The sequence below is a fragment of the Bartonella sp. HY406 genome, from assembly GCF_025449315.1.
In the GTDB taxonomy this organism is placed as follows: domain Bacteria; phylum Pseudomonadota; class Alphaproteobacteria; order Rhizobiales; family Rhizobiaceae; genus HY038.
Genome location: NZ_CP104893.1, coordinates 589,348 through 609,020 on the forward strand (window position 1 = coordinate 589,348; position 19,673 = coordinate 609,020).

The window sequence follows — 19,673 nt, forward strand, 5'->3', positions numbered from 1 at the left end:
AAAATATTTCATTATAATGCAGTATCTAACAGTTTGTGCAATAATAAACTATCATCATCTTCGTTTAAATCTTCATTATTAGATTTTTGACTATTATAGTCTTGCAGGGCTTTTTCGATATATTGGCATAAAATTGTGTTACCTAATTTTTCATATCTATCCAATTTATCAAATAAGTCTTCAATGCAAATAGCATTAAAAAGGGCAGTGCGCGCCCGTCTGTTTAATAGCTTGGTTAAAAGTTTTAAATTGTCATTGTTATTGATTGTTTCAGCATCATAATAGGCTTCTTCATCGATGCTTAAAAAATCGTCGCTTATCTCGCGGCATAGGAAAAAATCAATATTTTCATTTTGGTGGGCTTTTAAGTAGGCAAAAATGCCTTTTGGCTCAATACGCAAATAGATGAGCATGCCAATAATCATGGTAAAAATATCGGCATGTTGCTGCAATTCTTTGCATTTGTTGCGGCTCTTCGTCAATAATGTGCCGTTTAACGGTGCGGGGTTGCCGCTTTCAACAAAATTAATCAATGCGCGGCAAAAAGTAAGCCGCAAAACCTCCTGCTCATCAAAAGGCCAGAGAGACAGTCCTATGCTTTGATAACGCTCAACTACGCTGGTAAAAATACCATTATCGACTGGCGTTAATATATATGTTTCAACGGTGCGCGGCAGCCAAAATTTTATATTGGATATGCCACCCATACAATGGGGGCCTTCCCAATAAATCCCGCTAAAGCTACTTAACGGTGCTTTACTGGGGGATTTGCATGCTTCAACGATAATTTCAACAAATTCGTCGCTTGCACAGGTTCGACAATAATTAGCACGACCGCGCGCTGGTGGATAATGAGAAAAAATATCATAGACTGCGCTCATACAATCGATAGCGCTTGGCGGCTGCTCTTCAAAAATATAAAAGAGCTGCGGTTTTTTATTGCCGATTAGCTTTCGTGTCGATTTTTTCAAAATAGACATAGCTTAACATTACTCACTTATTCATTTTATTTTCGATTAATTACCATTGTGTTCCGACCTAGAGCTTATCAAAATACCATCTTTGTCGGTGGAGCACTGGCTAATTATCATTTGGGCGATATGGTTGATTGGTTTATTATGAGTATTATGGGGGGCAATGGCTAACCATGTCATATGTTTTATGATAGGTTTAAGTCCTGCAAATTCCAGTAGTTTAAATTCACCGGATTTTAGTTTTGGAGATAAAATTCGAATTGATTCAAGCCCAATACCCATTCCATTTTCAATAGCCGATACCAATTGCGATGCACGGTTAACCGTCATGGATTTTGTTATATTGACTGGTATATGGTTAAAACTTAACCATTCTTCCCAAGTTGTTCGGGCAAATTCATTGCGAATAAGTATAAACTGTTTAAAGTCTTCAATCGTTTTGATTTTATCATAGATATTTTGATGGCAGAACGGATAATAATAATCTGGCCCCAAGTCTAAAGCGTGCGAAAGGTGGGCTGCTTTTTCATCAAGAAAAACAGCTATATCGTAATTTTTTATGTCCAGAACGTCTCTTTCTTCATTGGTGATAAGCCGAATATCTTCGTAACCTTTTTCTAGAAGTTCAAGAATTATAGGCTGCATTAAAAAATTGGCAAAGCCCGGTGGACAAAAAAGAGTGATGAAGTGCTCTTTGTTGGTGATGTGATCTATGCCTTTTTCAATCTCTTGTAGCCCTGCCTCAACGAAGGATAATAAGGCCTGGCCTTTTGCAGTTAATTCAACACTGTTGGAATTGCGGATGAATAAACGCACTCCTAGCAAATCTTCTAGTTTTTTAGTTGATTGGCTAACAGCACTTGTTGTCAATAACAGTGCTTCACCTGCGAGCTTGAAAGACTGTAAACGTGCAGATATCGCGAAAATATTGAGTAAATTCAAAGGTATATTTTTCATTCTAGGTTAAATCCCACTAAATCAAGATTGAAATTTATTAAATTGATGGTCGATAAAATATAGTTATATTGGAAATAGAAACGATTACCAAAATACCTCAATCTGCTGCAAAAAGAAATTACCTTAGCAATAACAAGCTGTTAAAATTGGTAAATGCCATTTAAATGGCGGTGCTTATTCCTATAGCAATTGACGGTGTTAGCTCTAATTAACTGAATGTCTAGTCTTTGCTATATGAACAATTAATTAGTGGTGTGATTAGTCGTATTTAATTGGATAAGTCAAATTCTGAATTGGAAAAATTATGACCAAAGCTATTTCTCAGTTTTCTACAGTTAATGCTTTAATGTCTGGACTATATGATGGTGTATTTTCTGCTGAAACTATTCTTAAAAGCGGCGATTTTGGACTAGGCTGCTCTCATGCATTTGGAGGCGAAGTCATTATTATTGATGGAAAAATGATAGAAGCGCGTGGCGACGGCATCGTTCGTACCATGTCTTCAGCAGAAAAATTACCCTTTGCGCAAGTAACCAGTTTTAATGCGGAAAAAAACATATCTATAAAGAATGTTGCCAAAGAGCAATTGCATGATGTTTTATCGTCTTATACGAAATTTGATAATATATTTTTGGCGGTAAAATATAAAGGTAGTTTTGATAGAATTAAAATTCGCCGCCCTTTGGAGCAAAAAAAACCTTATAAATCTGTTTTAGAAGTCGTGTCAGATCAAGTCGTTGATGAATTGAAAAATGTTTCTGGCACACTGATTGGCTTTTTTTCTCCAAATTATTTTTCAACCATTTCTGTTTCGCAGTTCCATGTTCATTTTATTTCTGATGATGGGACAAAGGCTGGTCATGTAATGGATTTTGCCATGGCAGAAGGTAATCTAGAATTTGAGCGTAAATTGGGTTTAGATATTAAGTTGCCCGATAATCCTGAATTCTTAAAGCAAAATCTAGATATTGATGATATGGTTGAACTTATAAAGCACGTTGAAAATTAAACTTTAGTACAACATTTAAAAAGCCCCTTTTATGAAAGGGGCTTTTTTGTTATTATGGCTAGGTTCTTGAGTGGTAAGATGGGAAAGCACCAAGACTGCAATAATGTCTTAAGCTGCTAGCCAAGATAATGGAATTTATTTTTTCAGATTTAAAGACAGCTAGAAAAACGTTAGCCTACTTGCATAAGGCCGCAAAAATCGTTTTTTACCTCCCTTTTAAATTTGGTTCTTTAATATGGTTGTTGGTAGGTTGAACAAGTCTCTTTCGATCAATACAGCTTAGATTTTTTGCCAGAAAAATCGAGCAAATTTCACTCCAATTATAATTAGCTATTTTGGGGGATGCTTCAGCGCATTATTGCCGAGCTATTGCGGCGACAAAATCCATTATTGGCTTTAATTGTGGCAAATCGAGACATTTATGTTGCCATTATGTCACGATGGTTTTTTTTTGTTGAAATCTTGAAAAAAATTTTTTTTTGGAACCAAATTTAAAGTTGCGCGTTTAAGAAAAATTCGTGCCAATTTAGCTTTGTTTCATAATAAGAAAATAGTTTTCAAGTTAAATAATTTCAATATTCTAATATTATTAATTGATTTTCCATAATATTTCGAAATTTAAATGATATTTATGTATTATTTTATATATTTATTGAATTTTATCAATTGGAATTTATAAATATAATTTTGTCATTGATTATATCGATATTTATTTAACCTTATATTATAATCCTTAATTAATTTGTATCTTTATATTAGATTTTTATTATGTATTTGTATTATTATGCAATATTGCATGAAATATTAAATTATGTTAATGAAATATACACAGCTGTAACTTTATGAAAGTGAAGTTGTACTCGTGGCTATGTTCGAGGTTTTCGGCGTTTTGCGAGTGCTGGAGTGTAAAGGATCACGCATTTGTGATTCAGCATACTTAAGTGAGTCTAGTTCAAGTGTGTTCTTGGCAGAGTGTCTTGGGTTGCACTGACTTAATTTTATTTATGAGTTTCTGCGTAAGTACGTAGTTAAGAATTTTATATGTGTATCTACATTGGGTGGGTTAAATGACAAAAACTATTAAGAATAAAAATACTTCTTTAGCAGTTGAAAATCGTCATCGTCGTCGCGAAAGCTTATTGTCCGGCGTTGCTGGTGCCGGTTTGGTTGCTGTGACCGCCTTGATTTCTGGTGGTGTGCTTATTGATCGTGCAGATGCTGCGATCGCCATTAGTGATTATGCTAGTAAAAATGTTAGTGCTACTGCTACCTCGCCTAGTAGTAGTAATTCTGGCAATCTAAATACAGGTGCGTCGGCAAGTAATAACGGTATTGCTATGGTTGGTGATGGTGATTGTTCCGTCTTTACCGGTGATGATACTTATGCTGGTGTGTACGGATCTGATTCTACTTTTGCTGGTGGTGTGTATGGGTTTGGTCAGCAATCTACAGCTATTGACTACGGGGTTTATGGAAATAAGGGTGGAAATACTGCTGGTGTTGCGACCTGGCTTGGAAGTGATCAGACTTTTGGTACTAGCAAATCGTTGGTATATTTAAGATCTGCTACCCAGACTTCAAATCAAACTCAAGCTTTTGGTATGAATAGTTTCGCTGTGGGTTGTAATTCTAAGGCTTTGGGAGTTGGATCTACTTCTATTGGCTTAAATAATCAGGCGCTAGGTACTGGTAGTGTAGCTATGGGGCAACACTCTATTGCGAATGCTGGTGGCACTATTGCAATGGGTGTATCTGCTAAAGCTATGGCTGAGGATGCAATTGCGCTTGGCTCTTTGTCTAATGCATCCGTTAGAAATACGATTGCTATCGGTTCTAATGCTCAGGCAACTGGGGTTGGTGCTACTGCGTTTGGTTCTACCGCAAATGGTAGTGTTGATGCAGGTGTGCTTGCGAGTGGTGCGGGTTCTACAGCTATTGGTGGTAATGCTACGAAAGGCGCTAATGCGACCGGTGCAGATTCAGTAGCTATTGCAGGTCAATCCCTTGCTAGTGGTGCGTCATCTGTTGCTATTGGTTTAAGTTCTACTGCAAGTGGTACATCAGCCATTTCTGTTGGTAATGGCTCAACTGCAAGTGGTTCTCAGTCAATTGCAATTGGTGTTGGAAACACTGTAAGTGGTGCAAATTCTGGTGCGATTGGTGATCCAACCACGATTACCGGTGATGGTTCATATTCTTTAGGTAATGATAATAATATTGCTGGCGCTAATGCCGGTATTTTTGGTAATAATGGTAATATCGGTACAGCTGGCGCTGGCGCTCGTATCATTGGTAATAATGGTAGTGTTAATGTTGCTGATGGCTTTGTTCTTGGTAATTCAGCCTCTGTTACAGCTAGCGGTGGCGTTGCTATCGGCTCATCTTCCAAAGCTTCGACAGCTGCTGGCGGCATTGGTCTTGATCCTTTCACAAATAAGGCATCAACTACAACTGGTGGTGCATGGGTTGCCACAAATGGTGCGGTAAGCGTTGGTGATGGTTCAACCGTTACTCGCCAAATTACTGGCCTTGCTGCTGGTACTGCTAGTACTGATGCGGTTAATGTTGCACAGCTTAGCAAATTACGTGATTATGCAGCGCAGGGTTGGAATTTAACTGCAGGCGGTGAAAATTCAACCAATGTTGGTGTTGCAGGCGCTATTGATCTAAGTGCTGGTAGTACGAATTTGCTTGTATCAAAAGGTGCAGATAATAATAATGTAACTTTTGACCTTGCTAAAGATATCAATATTACAAGTGTTACGACTGGCAATTCTAAGTTAACAACAAGTGGTCTTGCTATCACTGTTGGTTCTGGTGCAACGGCAGGCACAACAAGTTTGACTGGTACTGGTCTTTCAATCGCCAATGGCCCATCTATTACAACGACTGGTATTGATGGTGCAGGCAAATCTGCAACCAATCTTGCAAATGCAACTTTGTCTGCAACGTCAACTGATGCAGTGACTGGTCAGCAACTTTTTGCAACCAATACCACAGCAACCACCAATGCTTCACGCATTAGTAGTTATTTGGGTGGCGGTGCTAATGTTGGTGCTGGTACTGCGCCTACTTATTCCATTCAAGGTGCGAATAAGAGCAGTGTGGGCGATGCATTTGCATCAGTTGATAGTGCACTTGATAATCTTAATCTTAATGCGCTACAATGGAATTCAAGCTTATCAGCCTTTGACGCAAGTTATGATAAGGATGGTACAGGTACAAAGACAGCTCAAAAAATCACTAATGTTGCCGATGGTGAGCTTTCCACTACATCAAAAGACGCTGTTAACGGTTCGCAGTTAAATACTACCAATACCAATGTATCTACTCTTGATACTAAGGTTGGTACTTATGCAACTCGTACCAATACCTTCCTTGGTGGTGGTGCAGATATTGCAAATAATAAAGCACCTAGCTATTCAATTCAGGGTACATCTAAGACCAGTGTTGGTGATGCTTTCTCAGCTGTTGATACAGCAATTACAACAAACAAAACAAATATTGCCACCAATGCTAGTAATATTTCTAACTTGCAAAGAGATGCTCTGCAGTGGAATTCAACCACAAAAGCATTTGATGCTAGCTATGATTCAGCTGGTACAGGCACAAAAACAGCTCAAAAAATTACCAATGTTGCGAATGGTACTAGTGCCAATGATGCGGTAAATTATAGCCAGTTGCAGGCTGTTCAGTCTGGTTCTGCTTGGAATGTGTCCGCTAATGGCGATGCAACCGGCAAAACATCTGTTGGTGGCGGCGCAACTGTAGATTTCAGTGCAGGAAGCACAAATTTAACTGTTGCTAAAAGCGGCACAAATCTTTCATTTGATTTGGCTAAAGATATTAGCATTGATAGCGTAACTACTGGTAACACAAAGGTTTCAACCAGTGGTGTTGCGATTGCAGTTGGATCTGGTGCGACGGCTGGGACAACAAGCTTAACTGGAACTGGCTTAACCATTTCAGGTGGCCCAAGCATTACAACAACCGGTATTGATAATGCTGGTAAAAAAGCAACTAATCTTGCTGATGCAACATTGTCTGCAACTTCAACCGATGCAGTTACAGGTAAACAATTGTTTGCAACCAATGCAAATGTAACAACTGTTGATGGCCGCGTTACCACGCTTGATACAAAGGTTGGTACTTATGCAACGCGCGCTAGCACCTATTTGGGTGGTGGTGCAGATATTGCTGCTGGTACTGCGCCAAGCTTTACAATTCAAAGTACAGCTTATGGCAATGTAGGTGCTGCTTTAGGAGCTGTTGATACAACATTGACAGGTCTTAAAACTGACGCTCTACAGTGGAATGCAACATCATCTGCTTATGATGCAAGTCATGGTACAACATCTGCGCAAAAAATTACCAATGTTGCTGATGGTACGTTATCTGCTACATCTAAGGATGCAGTTAACGGTTCGCAGCTCAATACAACAAATGCTAATGTAACTGCTGTTGATGGCCGTGTTAGCACGCTTGATACTAAAGTTGGTACTTATGCAACACGCGCTAGCACCTATCTTGGTGGTGGTGCAGATATTGCTGCAGGTACTGCGCCAACATTTGCTATTCAAGGCGCTAACTACAACAACGTAAATTCTGCCTTTGGCGCAGTTAACTCAACGTTGACTACACAAAATACTAATATTTCTGCATTGCAAACTGATGCATTGCAATGGAATAGTGCTTCCCTTGCTTATGACGCAAGTCATGGTAGTGGTTCAGCTCAAAAAATTACCAATGTAGCCAATGGTACAGCTAGTTCAGATGCTGTTAACTATGGCCAGTTAACCAATGCGATTAATTCTTCAGCTTGGAGTTTGGCAGTTGGTAGTGAAGCAGGCACTGCTATTGGTAATGGTGCAACAGTTAAGTTGTTGGCTGGTAGTAGCAATCTAACAATTGCTCGTGCTGCTGGAACCAATGATATTACTTTTGATATCTCAAAGAACTTGAGCCTCACCAGTGTTACTGCAACAGGTGCTGTGACAGCAAATAGTCTTGTCGCTGGTAATTCAACTATTAATAATAATGGTTTAACTATCGCTAATGGTCCTAGTGTTACAGCAACTGGCATTGATGCAGCTTCATTGAAGGTTACTAATGTTGCTGCAGGTACATTATCTGCTGCTTCAAAAGATGCCGTCAATGGTTCTCAGCTTTATACTACCAATACCAATGTGGCTTCGAATAAGACAGCTATTACTGATCTCCAAACCAATGCATTGCAATGGAATGGCACAGATTCCTTTGATGCAACACGTAATAGTGCTGCACAAAAGATTACAGGTGTTGCTGCAGGTACATTATCTGCAACTTCAACTGATGCTGTAAATGGTGCTCAGCTCAATGCAACCAACACCAATGTTTCAGCAAATAAGACAGCAATTAGCAGTCTTCAAACCAATGCATTGCAGTGGGATGGCACAAGTGCTTTTGACGCTACACGCAATAATGCATCACAAAAGATCACAGGTGTTGCTGCAGGTACCTTGTCTGCAACTTCAACTGATGCTGTAAATGGTGCTCAGCTTAATGCTACAAACGCCAATGTCACCACGAATAAGAACTCAATTACGGCTCTTCAAAGTGATGCATTGCAATGGAATGCAAATCTAAGTGCTTATGATGCAGGTCATGGTACAGGCACAGCGCAAAAAATTACTAATGTTGCTGATGGTACCTTATCAACTACATCTACTGATGCGGTGAATGGCAAGCAGCTCAATACAACGAATACTAATGTAACTGCTGTTGGCAATCGCGTTACTGCGCTTGATACAAAAGTTGTTACACAGGCTAATAATGTAAGCACTTATCTTGGTGGTGGTGCTGATGTTGCTGCCGGTGTTGCACCTACTTATACCATCCAAAGCGCTTCTAAAACGAGCGTTGGTGATGCTTTCTCAGCCGTGGATACCGCACTTACTACCAATAAAAATGCAATAGCTACCAACAAAACAGCTATTACTAACTTGCAAACAGATGCTCTACAGTGGAATTCTGCTTCAGGTGCTTATGATGCAAGTCATGGTAGTGGTACAGCTCAAAAAATCACCAATGTTGCTGCTGGTACTTTGTCAACAACATCAACAGATGCTGTTAATGGTGCCCAGCTTAATGCAACCAATACCAATGTGACTGCCAACAAGACTGCAATTGCTGCAAGCAATGCTAATATTGCAAATCTTCAGGCAAATGCTTTGCAATGGAATGGTACAGATAGCTTTGATGCAAATCGTGGTGGTGCAGCTCAGAAAATTACCGGCGTTGCAGCAGGAACGTTGTCAGCAACATCAACTGATGCTGTAAACGGTGCTCAACTTAATACAACTAACACCAATGTAACTGCTAATAAGACAGCAATTACAGCTAATACTAATGCAATTGGCGCTCTTCAAACCAACGCATTGCAATGGGATGGTACAGGTGCTTTCGATGCAACTCGTAACGGCGGTTCTCAGAAGATTACTGGCGTTGCAGCAGGCACATTGTCAGCAACTTCAACTGACGCAGTAAATGGTGCTCAGCTTAACGCTACCAATAATAATGTAACTGCAAACAAGACTGCAATTACTAGCCTACAAACAGATGCACTTCAATGGAACGCCGTTTCTGGTGCATATGATGCAAGCCATGGTAGTGGTACAGCACAAAAAATCACCAATGTTGCTGATGGTGCGTTATCAACTACATCAACTGATGCAGTTAACGGTAAGCAACTTAATGCAACCAACACCAATGTAACTGCTGTTGGTAACCGCGTTACTGCTCTTGATACCAAGGTTGGAACTTATGCTTCTAACGTTGATAGTTATCTTGGCGGTGGGGCTTCAGTTTCTGGCGGTACTGCGCCAAGCTTCACAATCCAGGGCGCAACTAAAAATAGCGTTGGCGATGCATTCACTTCTGTTGATACTGCTCTTACAACCAACAGAAATGCAATTAATGCAAATAAGACTGCAATCACAGGTCTTCAAACTGATGCACTTCAGTGGAATGCGACTTCTGGTGCTTATGATGCAAGTCATGGTACAACATCAGCACAAAAAATTACCAATGTTGCGGCGGGTACTTTATCTACAACATCAACCGATGCTGTAAATGGTGCACAGCTTAACGCAACCAATGCAAATGTTACTGCAGTTGGTAACCGCGTAACTGATGTTGATACTCGTCTTGGTACAGCTGTTAGTAACGCCAATAAATATTTTGGTGGTTCTACAGATTTAGCTGCAGGTACTGCACCAAGCTTTACCATCCAAGGCAATGCAACCAACAACGTAACCTCTGCATTTGGTGCAGTTGATACAGCCTTGACAGGCCATGGCACATCAATTGCTGCGCTTCAAACCAATGCTCTTCAATGGAACCAAAATCTTGGTGCTTATGATGCAAGCCATGGTTCGAATGCACCGCAAAAAATTAGCAATGTAGCTAATGGTACTAACACCAATGATGCCGTTAATCTTGGTCAATTGAATGAGCAAATTGGTCAAACTGGTTGGAATCTTTCCGTAAATAATGCTAATTCGACAAAAATTGGCAAAGACGCTACGGTTGATCTAAAATCAGGCAGCAGCAATTTGACTATTGCTAAAGCAACAGGCAGCAATGACGTAACTTTTGATATTGCACGTAATCTTGATCTTGATAGTATCCAAGCTGGTAATGTTAAGCTTGATAATACTGGTCTTGTTATTACTGGTGGTGCAAGCGTTACCACAACTGGTGTTAATGCTGGTAATCAAAAAATTACCAATGTTGCACAAGGTACAGCTGCAACTGATGCAGTTAACTTTGGCCAATTGACAACAACCAATAATAATGTTGCAGCTAATACGACTGCGATTGCTGCCAATAAAACAGCAATTACAGCCAATACAGCTGATATCACTGATCTTAAAACCAATGCATTGCAATGGAATGGTACAGATTCATTTGATGCAACACGTAATGGTGCTGCACAAAAGATTACTGGTGTAGCAGCAGGCACTGCAGCAAGTGATGCTGTAAACTTTGGTCAATTGACAACAACAAACAACAATGTTGCTGCCAATACCACTGCAATTACCACCAATAAGAATGCAATTGCTACCAACACAACTGACATTGCTGGTCTTAAAACCAATGCTCTACAATGGGATGGTTCTGGTACATTTGATGCAACACGTAATGGTGCTGCACAAAAGATTACTGGTGTAGCTGCAGGTACAGCAGCAAGTGATGCGGTTAACTTTGGTCAGTTGACAACAACCAACACCAATGTAACAAATGTCGGAAATCGCTTAACAACAGCTGTAAGCAATACCAATAAGTATTTTGGTGGTACAACAGATGTGGCTGGCGGCGTTGCTCCAAGCTTTGCTACCCAAAACGGCACTGCAAATAACGTGACTGATGCATTTAGTGCAGTTAACACCAGCATTACTGGTCAGGCTACATCAATTGCAGCTCTTCAAACCGACGCTCTACAGTGGAGTTCTTCACTTGGTGCGTATGACGCAAGTCATGGTAGCAATGCACCACAGCGCATTTCAAATGTTGCTGCTGGTACAAGTGCAACCGATGCAGCCAATGTTGGCCAGTTAACGACAGCTATCAGCTCAACCGGTTGGAACCTTTCTGCTAATGGTTCTAATGCAAGCAAAGTTGGCAATGGTGGTACTGTTGATCTTCGTGCAGGCAGCAGCAATCTTACCATTGCTAAGGCAACCGATAGCAGCACTGTAGCTTTTGACATTGCTAAAGATCTTGATCTTACAAGTGTTAAAACTGGTGATGCTACACTCAATACCAATGGTCTTTCAATCACTGGTGGTCCAAGTGTAACCAAGACTGGCATTGATGCAGGCAATACAAAAGTAACTAATGTTGCTGCAGGTACTGCTGCTAGTGATGCTGTTAACTTTGGTCAGTTGACAACAACCAATACTAATGTTGCAGCTAATACGACAGCAATTGCCGCTAATAAAACAGCAATTGCAACCAACACCACTGATATTTCTGGTCTTAAAACCAATGCATTGCAATGGAATGGCACAGATGCATTTAATGCAACTCGTGATGGTACAGCGCAAAAGATCACTGGTGTAGCAGCAGGTACTGCAACAGGTGACGCAGTCAACTTTGATCAATTATCTGCAACCAATACCAATGTTGCAGCTAATAAGACAGCAATTGCTGCCAATAAGACAGCAATTAACGCCAATACATCAGATATTTCTGGTCTTAAAACCAATGCATTGCAATGGAATGGTACAGATTCATTTGATGCAACACGTGGTGGCGCTGCGCAAAAGATTACTGGTGTAGCAAACGGCACTGCTGCTAGTGACGCTGTAAACTTTGGTCAGTTGACAACAACCAACACCAATGTAACCAATGTTACAAATCGCCTAGCAACCGCAGTAAGCAACACCAATAAATATTTTGGTGGCACAACTGATGTTGCTGGTGGAGTTGCTCCAAGCTTTGCTACTCAAAACGGCACTGCAAATAACGTAACTGATGCATTTAGTGCAGTTAATACCAGTATTACTGGTCAGGCTACATCAATTGCAGCTCTTCAAACTGATGCTCTACAGTGGAATTCTTCACTCGGTGCTTATGACGCAAGTCATGGTTCTGGTACACAGAAGATTACCAATGTTGCAGCTGGTACCAATAACACCGATGCAGTTAATGTTGCACAGTTGAATGACAAGATCGGCCAAACTGGTTGGAACTTGACAGCAAATGGTGCAAATAGCAGCAAAATCGGTAATGGCGGTACTGTTGACCTACGTGCAGGCAGCACCAACTTGACTGTGTCAAAGACTGCGGACAGCAATGCTGTAAGCTTTGATATTGCTAAGGACCTTGATCTTACCAGTGTTAAAACTGGTGCAGCTACACTCAACAATGACGGTCTAACAATCGCCAATGGCCCAAGTGTAACAAGCACAGGTATCAATGCAGGTGCGAAGAAGGTAACCAATCTTGCTGATGGTGATGTAAGCACTACATCAACTGATGCAGTAACTGGTCGCCAGCTCAACACAACCAACACCAATGTAGCTGCTAATAAAACTGCAATCGCTGCTAACAAAACAGCAATTGAAGGCAATACAACAGCAATTACAGGTCTTCAGACCAATGCATTGCAATGGAATGGTACAGATTCATTTGATGCAACACGTAATGGTGCTGCGCAGAAGATTACTGGTGTAGCTGCTGGTACTTTATCAGGAACATCTACTGATGCGGTGAACGGAGCTCAGCTCAATGCAACCAACACCAACGTTACCAATGTTCAAAATCGTGTAGCTGATGTTGATACCCGTCTTGGTACAGCAGTAAGTAACACCAATAAGTATTTTGGTAGCACAACGGATGTAGCAGCAGGTACAGCACCAAGCTTTGCAACACAAAACGGTAGCGCAAATAATGTTGCGGATGCATTTAGTGCAGTTAACACCAGTATTACTGGTCAGGCTACATCAATTGCAGCTCTTCAAACTGATGCTCTACAGTGGAATTCTTCACTCGGTGCTTATGACGCAAGTCATGGTTCTGGTACACAGAAGATTACCAATGTTGCAGCTGGTACCAATAACACCGATGCAGTTAACGTTGCACAGTTGAATGACAAGATCGGCCAAACTGGTTGGAACTTGACAGCAAATGGTGCAAATAGCAGCAAAATCGGTAATGGCGGTACTGTTGACCTACGTGCAGGCAGCACCAACTTGACTGTGTCAAAGACTGCGGACAGCAATGCTGTAAGCTTTGATATTGCTAAGGACCTTGATCTTACCAGTGTTAAAACTGGTGCAGCTACACTCAACAATGACGGTCTAACAATCGCCAATGGCCCAAGTGTAACAAGCACAGGTATCAATGCAGGTGCGAAGAAGGTAACCAATCTTGCTGATGGTGATGTAAGCACTACATCAACTGATGCAGTAACTGGTCGCCAGCTCAACACAACCAACACTAATGTAGCTGCTAATAAAACTGCAATCGCTGCTAACAAAACAGCAATTGAAGGCAATACAACAGCAATTACAGGTCTTCAGACCAATGCATTGCAATGGAATGGTACAGATTCATTTGATGCAACACGTGGTGGTGCTGCGCAGAAGATTACTGGTGTAGCTGCTGGTACTTTATCAGGAACATCTACTGATGCGGTGAACGGAGCTCAGCTCAATGCAACCAACACTAACGTTACCAATGTTCAAAATCGTGTAGCTGATGTTGATACCCGTCTTGGTACAGCAGTAAGTAACACCAATAAGTATTTTGGTGGCACAACAGATGTAGCAGCAGGTGTTGCACCAAGCTTCAAGGTTCAGGGTACTACTTATAGTGATGCTACCTCTGCCTTTGGTGGTGTTGATACAAGCCTAAACAGCATTAAGAATGATGTTGCAAGCATCAGCACTGATGCCTTGAAGTGGGATGCAACAACAAATGCATTTAACGCACAACGTACCGATGCTGCAGGTAACACTTCTAACGGTAAAATCACCAATGTTGGCGATGCAACCTTGTCTGCAACATCTAGCGATGCGGTAACGGGTTCACAGCTTTTCGCAACCAATAAGGAAGTGACTGCTAATCAGGCACGTATCGCAAGTGTTGCTGATAAGACCAGCCTCTATCTTGGCGGCGGTGCAGACTTAGCAAGTGGTACAGCGCCGACCTATAATATCGGTAGCAACAGCTTTAACAATGTTGGTAGTGCATTGACTGCGGTTGATTCAACTTTAACTGGTCACGGCACAAGCATTGCAACCTTGCAGCGCGACGCCATGCAGTGGAATGATGGTCTAAACGCATTTAGTGCAAGCCGTAATGGTGCAGCACAACGTATTACCAATGTTGCGAATGGTACCGAAGCAACTGATGCAGTTAATAAGAGCCAATTGGATACAGCTGTAAGCAATTCTGGTTGGAACTTGTCAACAGATGGTAAAAACTCCACGAAAGTGGGTGCTGGTGACAGCGTTGACTTGAAATCCGGCAGCAACATCAATGTAAGCAAATCGGCTAATGGTCGTGATGTGACATTTGATCTTGCTAAAGACATCACTGTTGATAGCGTAACTGCAACAGATGTAGCTGCAACCAATGTAACTGCAGATAGTATCAAAGCTGGTAATACAAGCATTGATACCAATGGTCTTACAATTGCCAATGGTCCAAGTGTAACAGCTTCAGGCATTAATGCGGCATCGAAGAAAGTTACCAATGTTGCTGATGCAACCTTGTCAGCTACTTCAAAAGACGCAGTTAACGGCTCACAGCTCTTCGCAACCAACAGCAATATTGACCAAGTTGCAGCAAATACCAGCAGCTATCTTGGTGGTGGTGCTGATGTGAAAACGGGTCAAGCACCTAGCTATTCAGTACAAGGCGGTACCTACGATAATGTTGGTTCAGCACTTGGTGGTGTAGATGCAGCCTTTAACAATGTTAACAGCCAGATCAGCACAATCAACAATAGTGCATTGATGTGGAGTGTTGGCGAGGGTGCATATGATGCGGCTCGTGATAAGGGTACAGGCACAAAGACCAATAGTAAGATTACACATCTTCAAGACGGTACTTTGTCAGCTGACTCTAGCGATGCTGTAACTGGTTCACAGCTCTGGAAAACTCAGCAAGATGTTAATGACACGAGCTTGCGTTTGACCAATATTGCAACCAACACCTCTAACTATCTTGGTGGTGGTGCCAATGTTCAAACTGGTGAAGCACCAACCTATAAGGTTCAGGGCGACACTTACCGCAATGTTGGTGATGCATTTAACGGTGTAGATACAAGCCTTACTAATGTTCAAAACCAGATCGCTAACGTCAATAAAGACGCTTTGATGTGGGATAGTTCATTAAGTGCCTACAATGCTGCCCGTCCTGATGCTACTGGTACTAGTGTTGCACGCCGTATTACTGGTGTTGCTGAAGGCAATGTTAATGCGTCTTCAACCGATGCAGTTAATGGCTCACAGCTTAATGCAACCAATTTGAATGTAGAAAGTGTTACAGACCGTGTTAATACAGTTGCACAAAATACCAATAAATATCTTGGTGGTGGTGCAGATGTAGCAAACGGCGTTGCACCAAGCTTCAATGTTCAAGGTACTAAATACAATAATGTTAGTGCAGCATTTGGTGGTGTTAATGCAAACTTGACTGATATTAAAGATCAGGTTGCAAGTATCAATACAGATGCCTTGAAGTGGGATAGTGACTTAAGTGCATTTAGCGCTGCCCATGATGATGGTACAGGTACGAAAGTTGCAAGCAAGATCACCAATGTTAAGTCAGGTCGTGTTGCTGCAGATTCAACCGATGCTGTAAATGGTTCGCAACTCTTTACAACAAACACCAATGTTGCAGCGGTTAGAACGACTGTTAATGATCATGCAGAACGCGTAGCCACCTATCTTGGTGGTGGGGCTGACATTATCGGTGGCACTGCGCCTACCTATAATGTTCAGGGCCAAGCTTATCGTGATGTTGGCTCAGCATTTGGCGGCGTTAACTCCAATCTTACCGATATTAAGGGTCAGATTGCTGGTATCAATAACGACGCTCTTATGTGGGATGCTACATTGGGTGCATTTAGTGCAGCTCATGACAATGGTACTGGTACTAAAGTTGCAAGCAAGATCACCAATGTTGCAGCAGGCGAAGTTAGTGCAACTTCAACGGATGCAATTAATGGCTCGCAGCTATTTACCACAAATACTCGTGTCACAACCATTGCTAATACTACATCTGCTGCTCTTGGTGGTGGTGCAGACTTGGCAAACGGTAAAGCACCTAGCTATCAGATTTCATCAATTGGCTCTGGTGCAACCACTCGTTCAGCTAGTGCATTTGGTATTGAAGCTTTTGCTGATGGTGACACTGTTACTAACTTTGATAATGTTGGCGATGCGCTTACACAGCTCAACACCAATGTTAACACTGTTAACACCAAGGTTGAAAATGTTAAGGCAACTGTAACGGACCTTTCCAAAAATGCGTTGGTTTGGGATGAAACAGCTGGTGCATTTAGTGCAAACCATACCAAGGATGGCGTAACAACCAAGAGCAAAATTACCAATATCGCTGATGGTTCACTTACTGCCGGCTCTAGTGACGCTGTAACAGGGGGACAATTGTACTCCTCTAACAGCCAAATCGCTAGCTTCTTTGGTGGTGGTGCAGCCTTTACCAACGGTACTTGGACTGCTCCAACCTTCATCGTTAGCCAGGTGAGTGCAAATGGTACACAAACCAACGGTACCTATAGCAATGTTAATGATGCCTTTGGTGGTGTAAATAGCAGTGTTAATAATGTTAACCAACGCGTGACTGATGTTCAAAACCAGATCAACAATATGGGCCCAGATGGAAATGCTCTTCGTTATGATGAGACAGCTGGTGGCTATAATGCTGGTGCAAAGAACAATCAGCCTAACAAGATTGTTAATGTTGCAGATGGTTCAATTGCACAAGGTTCGAAAGACGCAGTTAATGGTGGTCAGCTTTGGGATACAAACCAGAGGATCGATAGCATTCAAACCAATGTTAACGATGTTGCCAATAATTCTGTCATGTATGACAAGGATGCAAGTGGTAACAAGACCAACTCGATTAGTCTAAAGGGTGCTGATGCAAGCAAGCCAGTAACCATTAATAATGTTGCTGATGGCAAGATTGAAAAAGGTTCGAAACAGGCAGTTAATGGCGGCCAGCTCTATGATTACACCAAAGAGCAAGCTCAAGTTACACTTAATGAATCGAAGGCTTACACTGATCAGCGTGTTGACAACATCGTACAAAATTCTGTAGAACAGTCTAACTACTATACAGATACGAAGTTCAACCAGCTTAACACTAGCATTACAAATGCACGTAAAGAAGCCCGTCGTGGCGCAGCAATCGGCCTTGCCGCTGCTAGCTTGCGTTATGATGATACACCAGGTAAATTCAGCGTAGCTACCGGTGGTGGCTTCTGGAAGAGCGAAGGTGCATTGGCATTCGGTGCGGGTTATACCTCTGAAACCGGTAAAGTGCGGTCTAATATTACCGCAACAACAGCTGGCGGCGATTGGGGTGTTGGTGCAGGTGTAAGCATAACCTTGAATTAATTATGGTTTTGAAAAAACTTAAATTTACAATAATCGCTCTCGCCTTCTCCCTAATGGGGGGAGGCGAAAGCTTTTCACAACAGCCAGAACAAAACTACTTTCCTCACCCGCCTGAGCTTTCAGTGCCCGATGGTGAACCTGGTCAGATCCGCCGTGCGATTATGCAATTTAATAATTGGACGCTTATCTGTGACGAGGACTTGCCTGCTAAAAAGCAGGTTTGCAATGTTACGCAATCAATTGTCGATCGCACAGGCAATGTGGTTTTTAGTTGGTCGCTAGCTGCGAGTGATAATGGGCAGCCGTTTTTTTTGCTTCGGGCATTGCCGACAGCTGATAAAACCAAGCCAATACAAATGTTCTTTCAAAATCGCAAGGAGCCAGTAAATATCGATTATGTTGATTGTAATGAATCGCTTTGTCTAGCACAGACGCGGGTTGGGCCAGTGCTTAGCGCAGCAATTGATACAGGAGCGATGGCGTTTATTTCTTATCCGTTGCAAGATGGCAGTAATTTTCAATTTTATGCGCCATTGAAAGGCCTAAAAGAAGCAGTGCAATCGATAAAGTAGTTGTTGGATTACTTGTTAAATAAGTCTAAAAGCATATTGACATAAATACTTTTTGTCTATGGTTATTAGACATTGAAATTAGTATCAAGGTTTCTAGATTATAACATTTGTTGCGAGATAAATTTGTAAAAGTGAAAGGTAATTGGAGTGATTGCTGATCGCTTATTGCAATAATTCTTCTATTTGTATTGATGCTATTTTTTAATTTTGTTTAAGATTTAAAAAATTGCACATATTTTGCCCTTGGTTGCATTCCGCTTTGTGGATATTGTCGGGGGAAAGCAGGAAAAAATGACATCAGATCAAAATAATAATTCGCCATCTTCTATCTATCAAACCAAACCCAAGAAAAAGTCATTTTTGGCTCAGCCAGTATTTTGGCTTATTCTACTAGTGCTTATTCTTATTGGTATTGCTGGATTTTTGGTTGCCGATAAATTGAGTGGCTCAACCACACCACAAGCACCAGCTGCAACCGAGCCGCAAACGGGCAATGCAACAAATATGATTAATAATGAATTTGCCAAACAAGCGCAGGAAATCGGAGCCAAAAAATGTGCAGCGCTTTTCTCTAATCTGGGTGATGCAGTTATTAGCGGTTCAACTTATGATGCAATTTATATAGGTAGCCAACAGGGCGCTGATGAAAATCCAATTGGCGCGTTGATCGGACAGGTGTATACATCTACTAATGGCCGTGGTACAGGCGTTGTTTTTGCTGCGCCAACACCTAATGGCTGTGCTGGTGTTTTGACACGGACAATTTTACAAATGCAATCATGTGGTGAAATTGCACAACAATTACCTGCAGGTAGTGAACGGCTTAAGGATTTGACTGCAACGGCAGTATTCAAACTACCCAATAATTTTAATGTAATGCTTATGCCTGCATCCGAAACGAGCTGTGTGATTGTTACGTCGCTTAATTTAACTGATAAAAAATAGACCGGCATTTTACATATATGATTGCTATTTTTTAAAAGTAAGTAGGTTTTTACATCCAGCGTTTGTGTTGGCATCTAAA

At 41.4% G+C, this 19,673-nt stretch carries 6 protein-coding genes; 4 read left to right on the forward strand and 2 right to left on the reverse strand.

Annotated elements, in window-relative coordinates; genetic code table 11:
• Positions 1–11: 11 nt before the first annotated feature.
• Both N6B01_RS02435 and N6B01_RS02440 read right to left on the reverse strand, forming a co-directional pair.
• Complete coding sequence (locus tag N6B01_RS02435) at positions 12–980, reverse strand: hypothetical protein (protein WP_262079768.1); 969 nt, start codon at positions 978–980, stop codon at positions 12–14.
• 36 nt (positions 981–1,016) lie between these two features.
• Positions 1,017–1,931: a LysR family transcriptional regulator gene (locus N6B01_RS02440; protein ID WP_262079769.1), complete on the reverse strand. Its 915-nt coding sequence runs from the start codon at positions 1,929–1,931 to the stop codon at positions 1,017–1,019.
• A gap of 304 nt (positions 1,932–2,235) precedes the next feature.
• On the opposite strand from N6B01_RS02440, the gene budA reads away from it, so the two are divergent.
• From budA to N6B01_RS02460, 4 genes are all read left to right on the forward strand, one after another.
• Positions 2,236–2,940 (forward strand): acetolactate decarboxylase, encoded by a 705-nt coding sequence (gene budA / locus N6B01_RS02445; protein ID WP_262079770.1) that lies wholly within the window; start codon positions 2,236–2,238, stop codon positions 2,938–2,940.
• 1,067 nt (positions 2,941–4,007) lie between these two features.
• The gene (locus N6B01_RS02450; RefSeq protein ID WP_262079771.1) at positions 4,008–18,077 is read left to right on the forward strand and encodes a YadA-like family protein; all 14,070 of its coding nucleotides are present in this window, start codon (positions 4,008–4,010) and stop codon (positions 18,075–18,077) included.
• Between the two features lie 2 nt (positions 18,078–18,079).
• Positions 18,080–18,649 carry an invasion associated locus B family protein gene (locus N6B01_RS02455; protein WP_182418754.1) on the forward strand — a complete coding sequence of 190 codons (570 nt, stop codon included), beginning with the start codon at positions 18,080–18,082 and terminating at the stop codon, positions 18,647–18,649.
• A gap of 291 nt (positions 18,650–18,940) precedes the next feature.
• Positions 18,941–19,594, forward strand: a complete 654-nt coding sequence (locus N6B01_RS02460; protein ID WP_262079772.1) for a hypothetical protein — start codon at positions 18,941–18,943, stop codon at positions 19,592–19,594.
• Positions 19,595–19,673 lie beyond the last annotated feature (79 nt).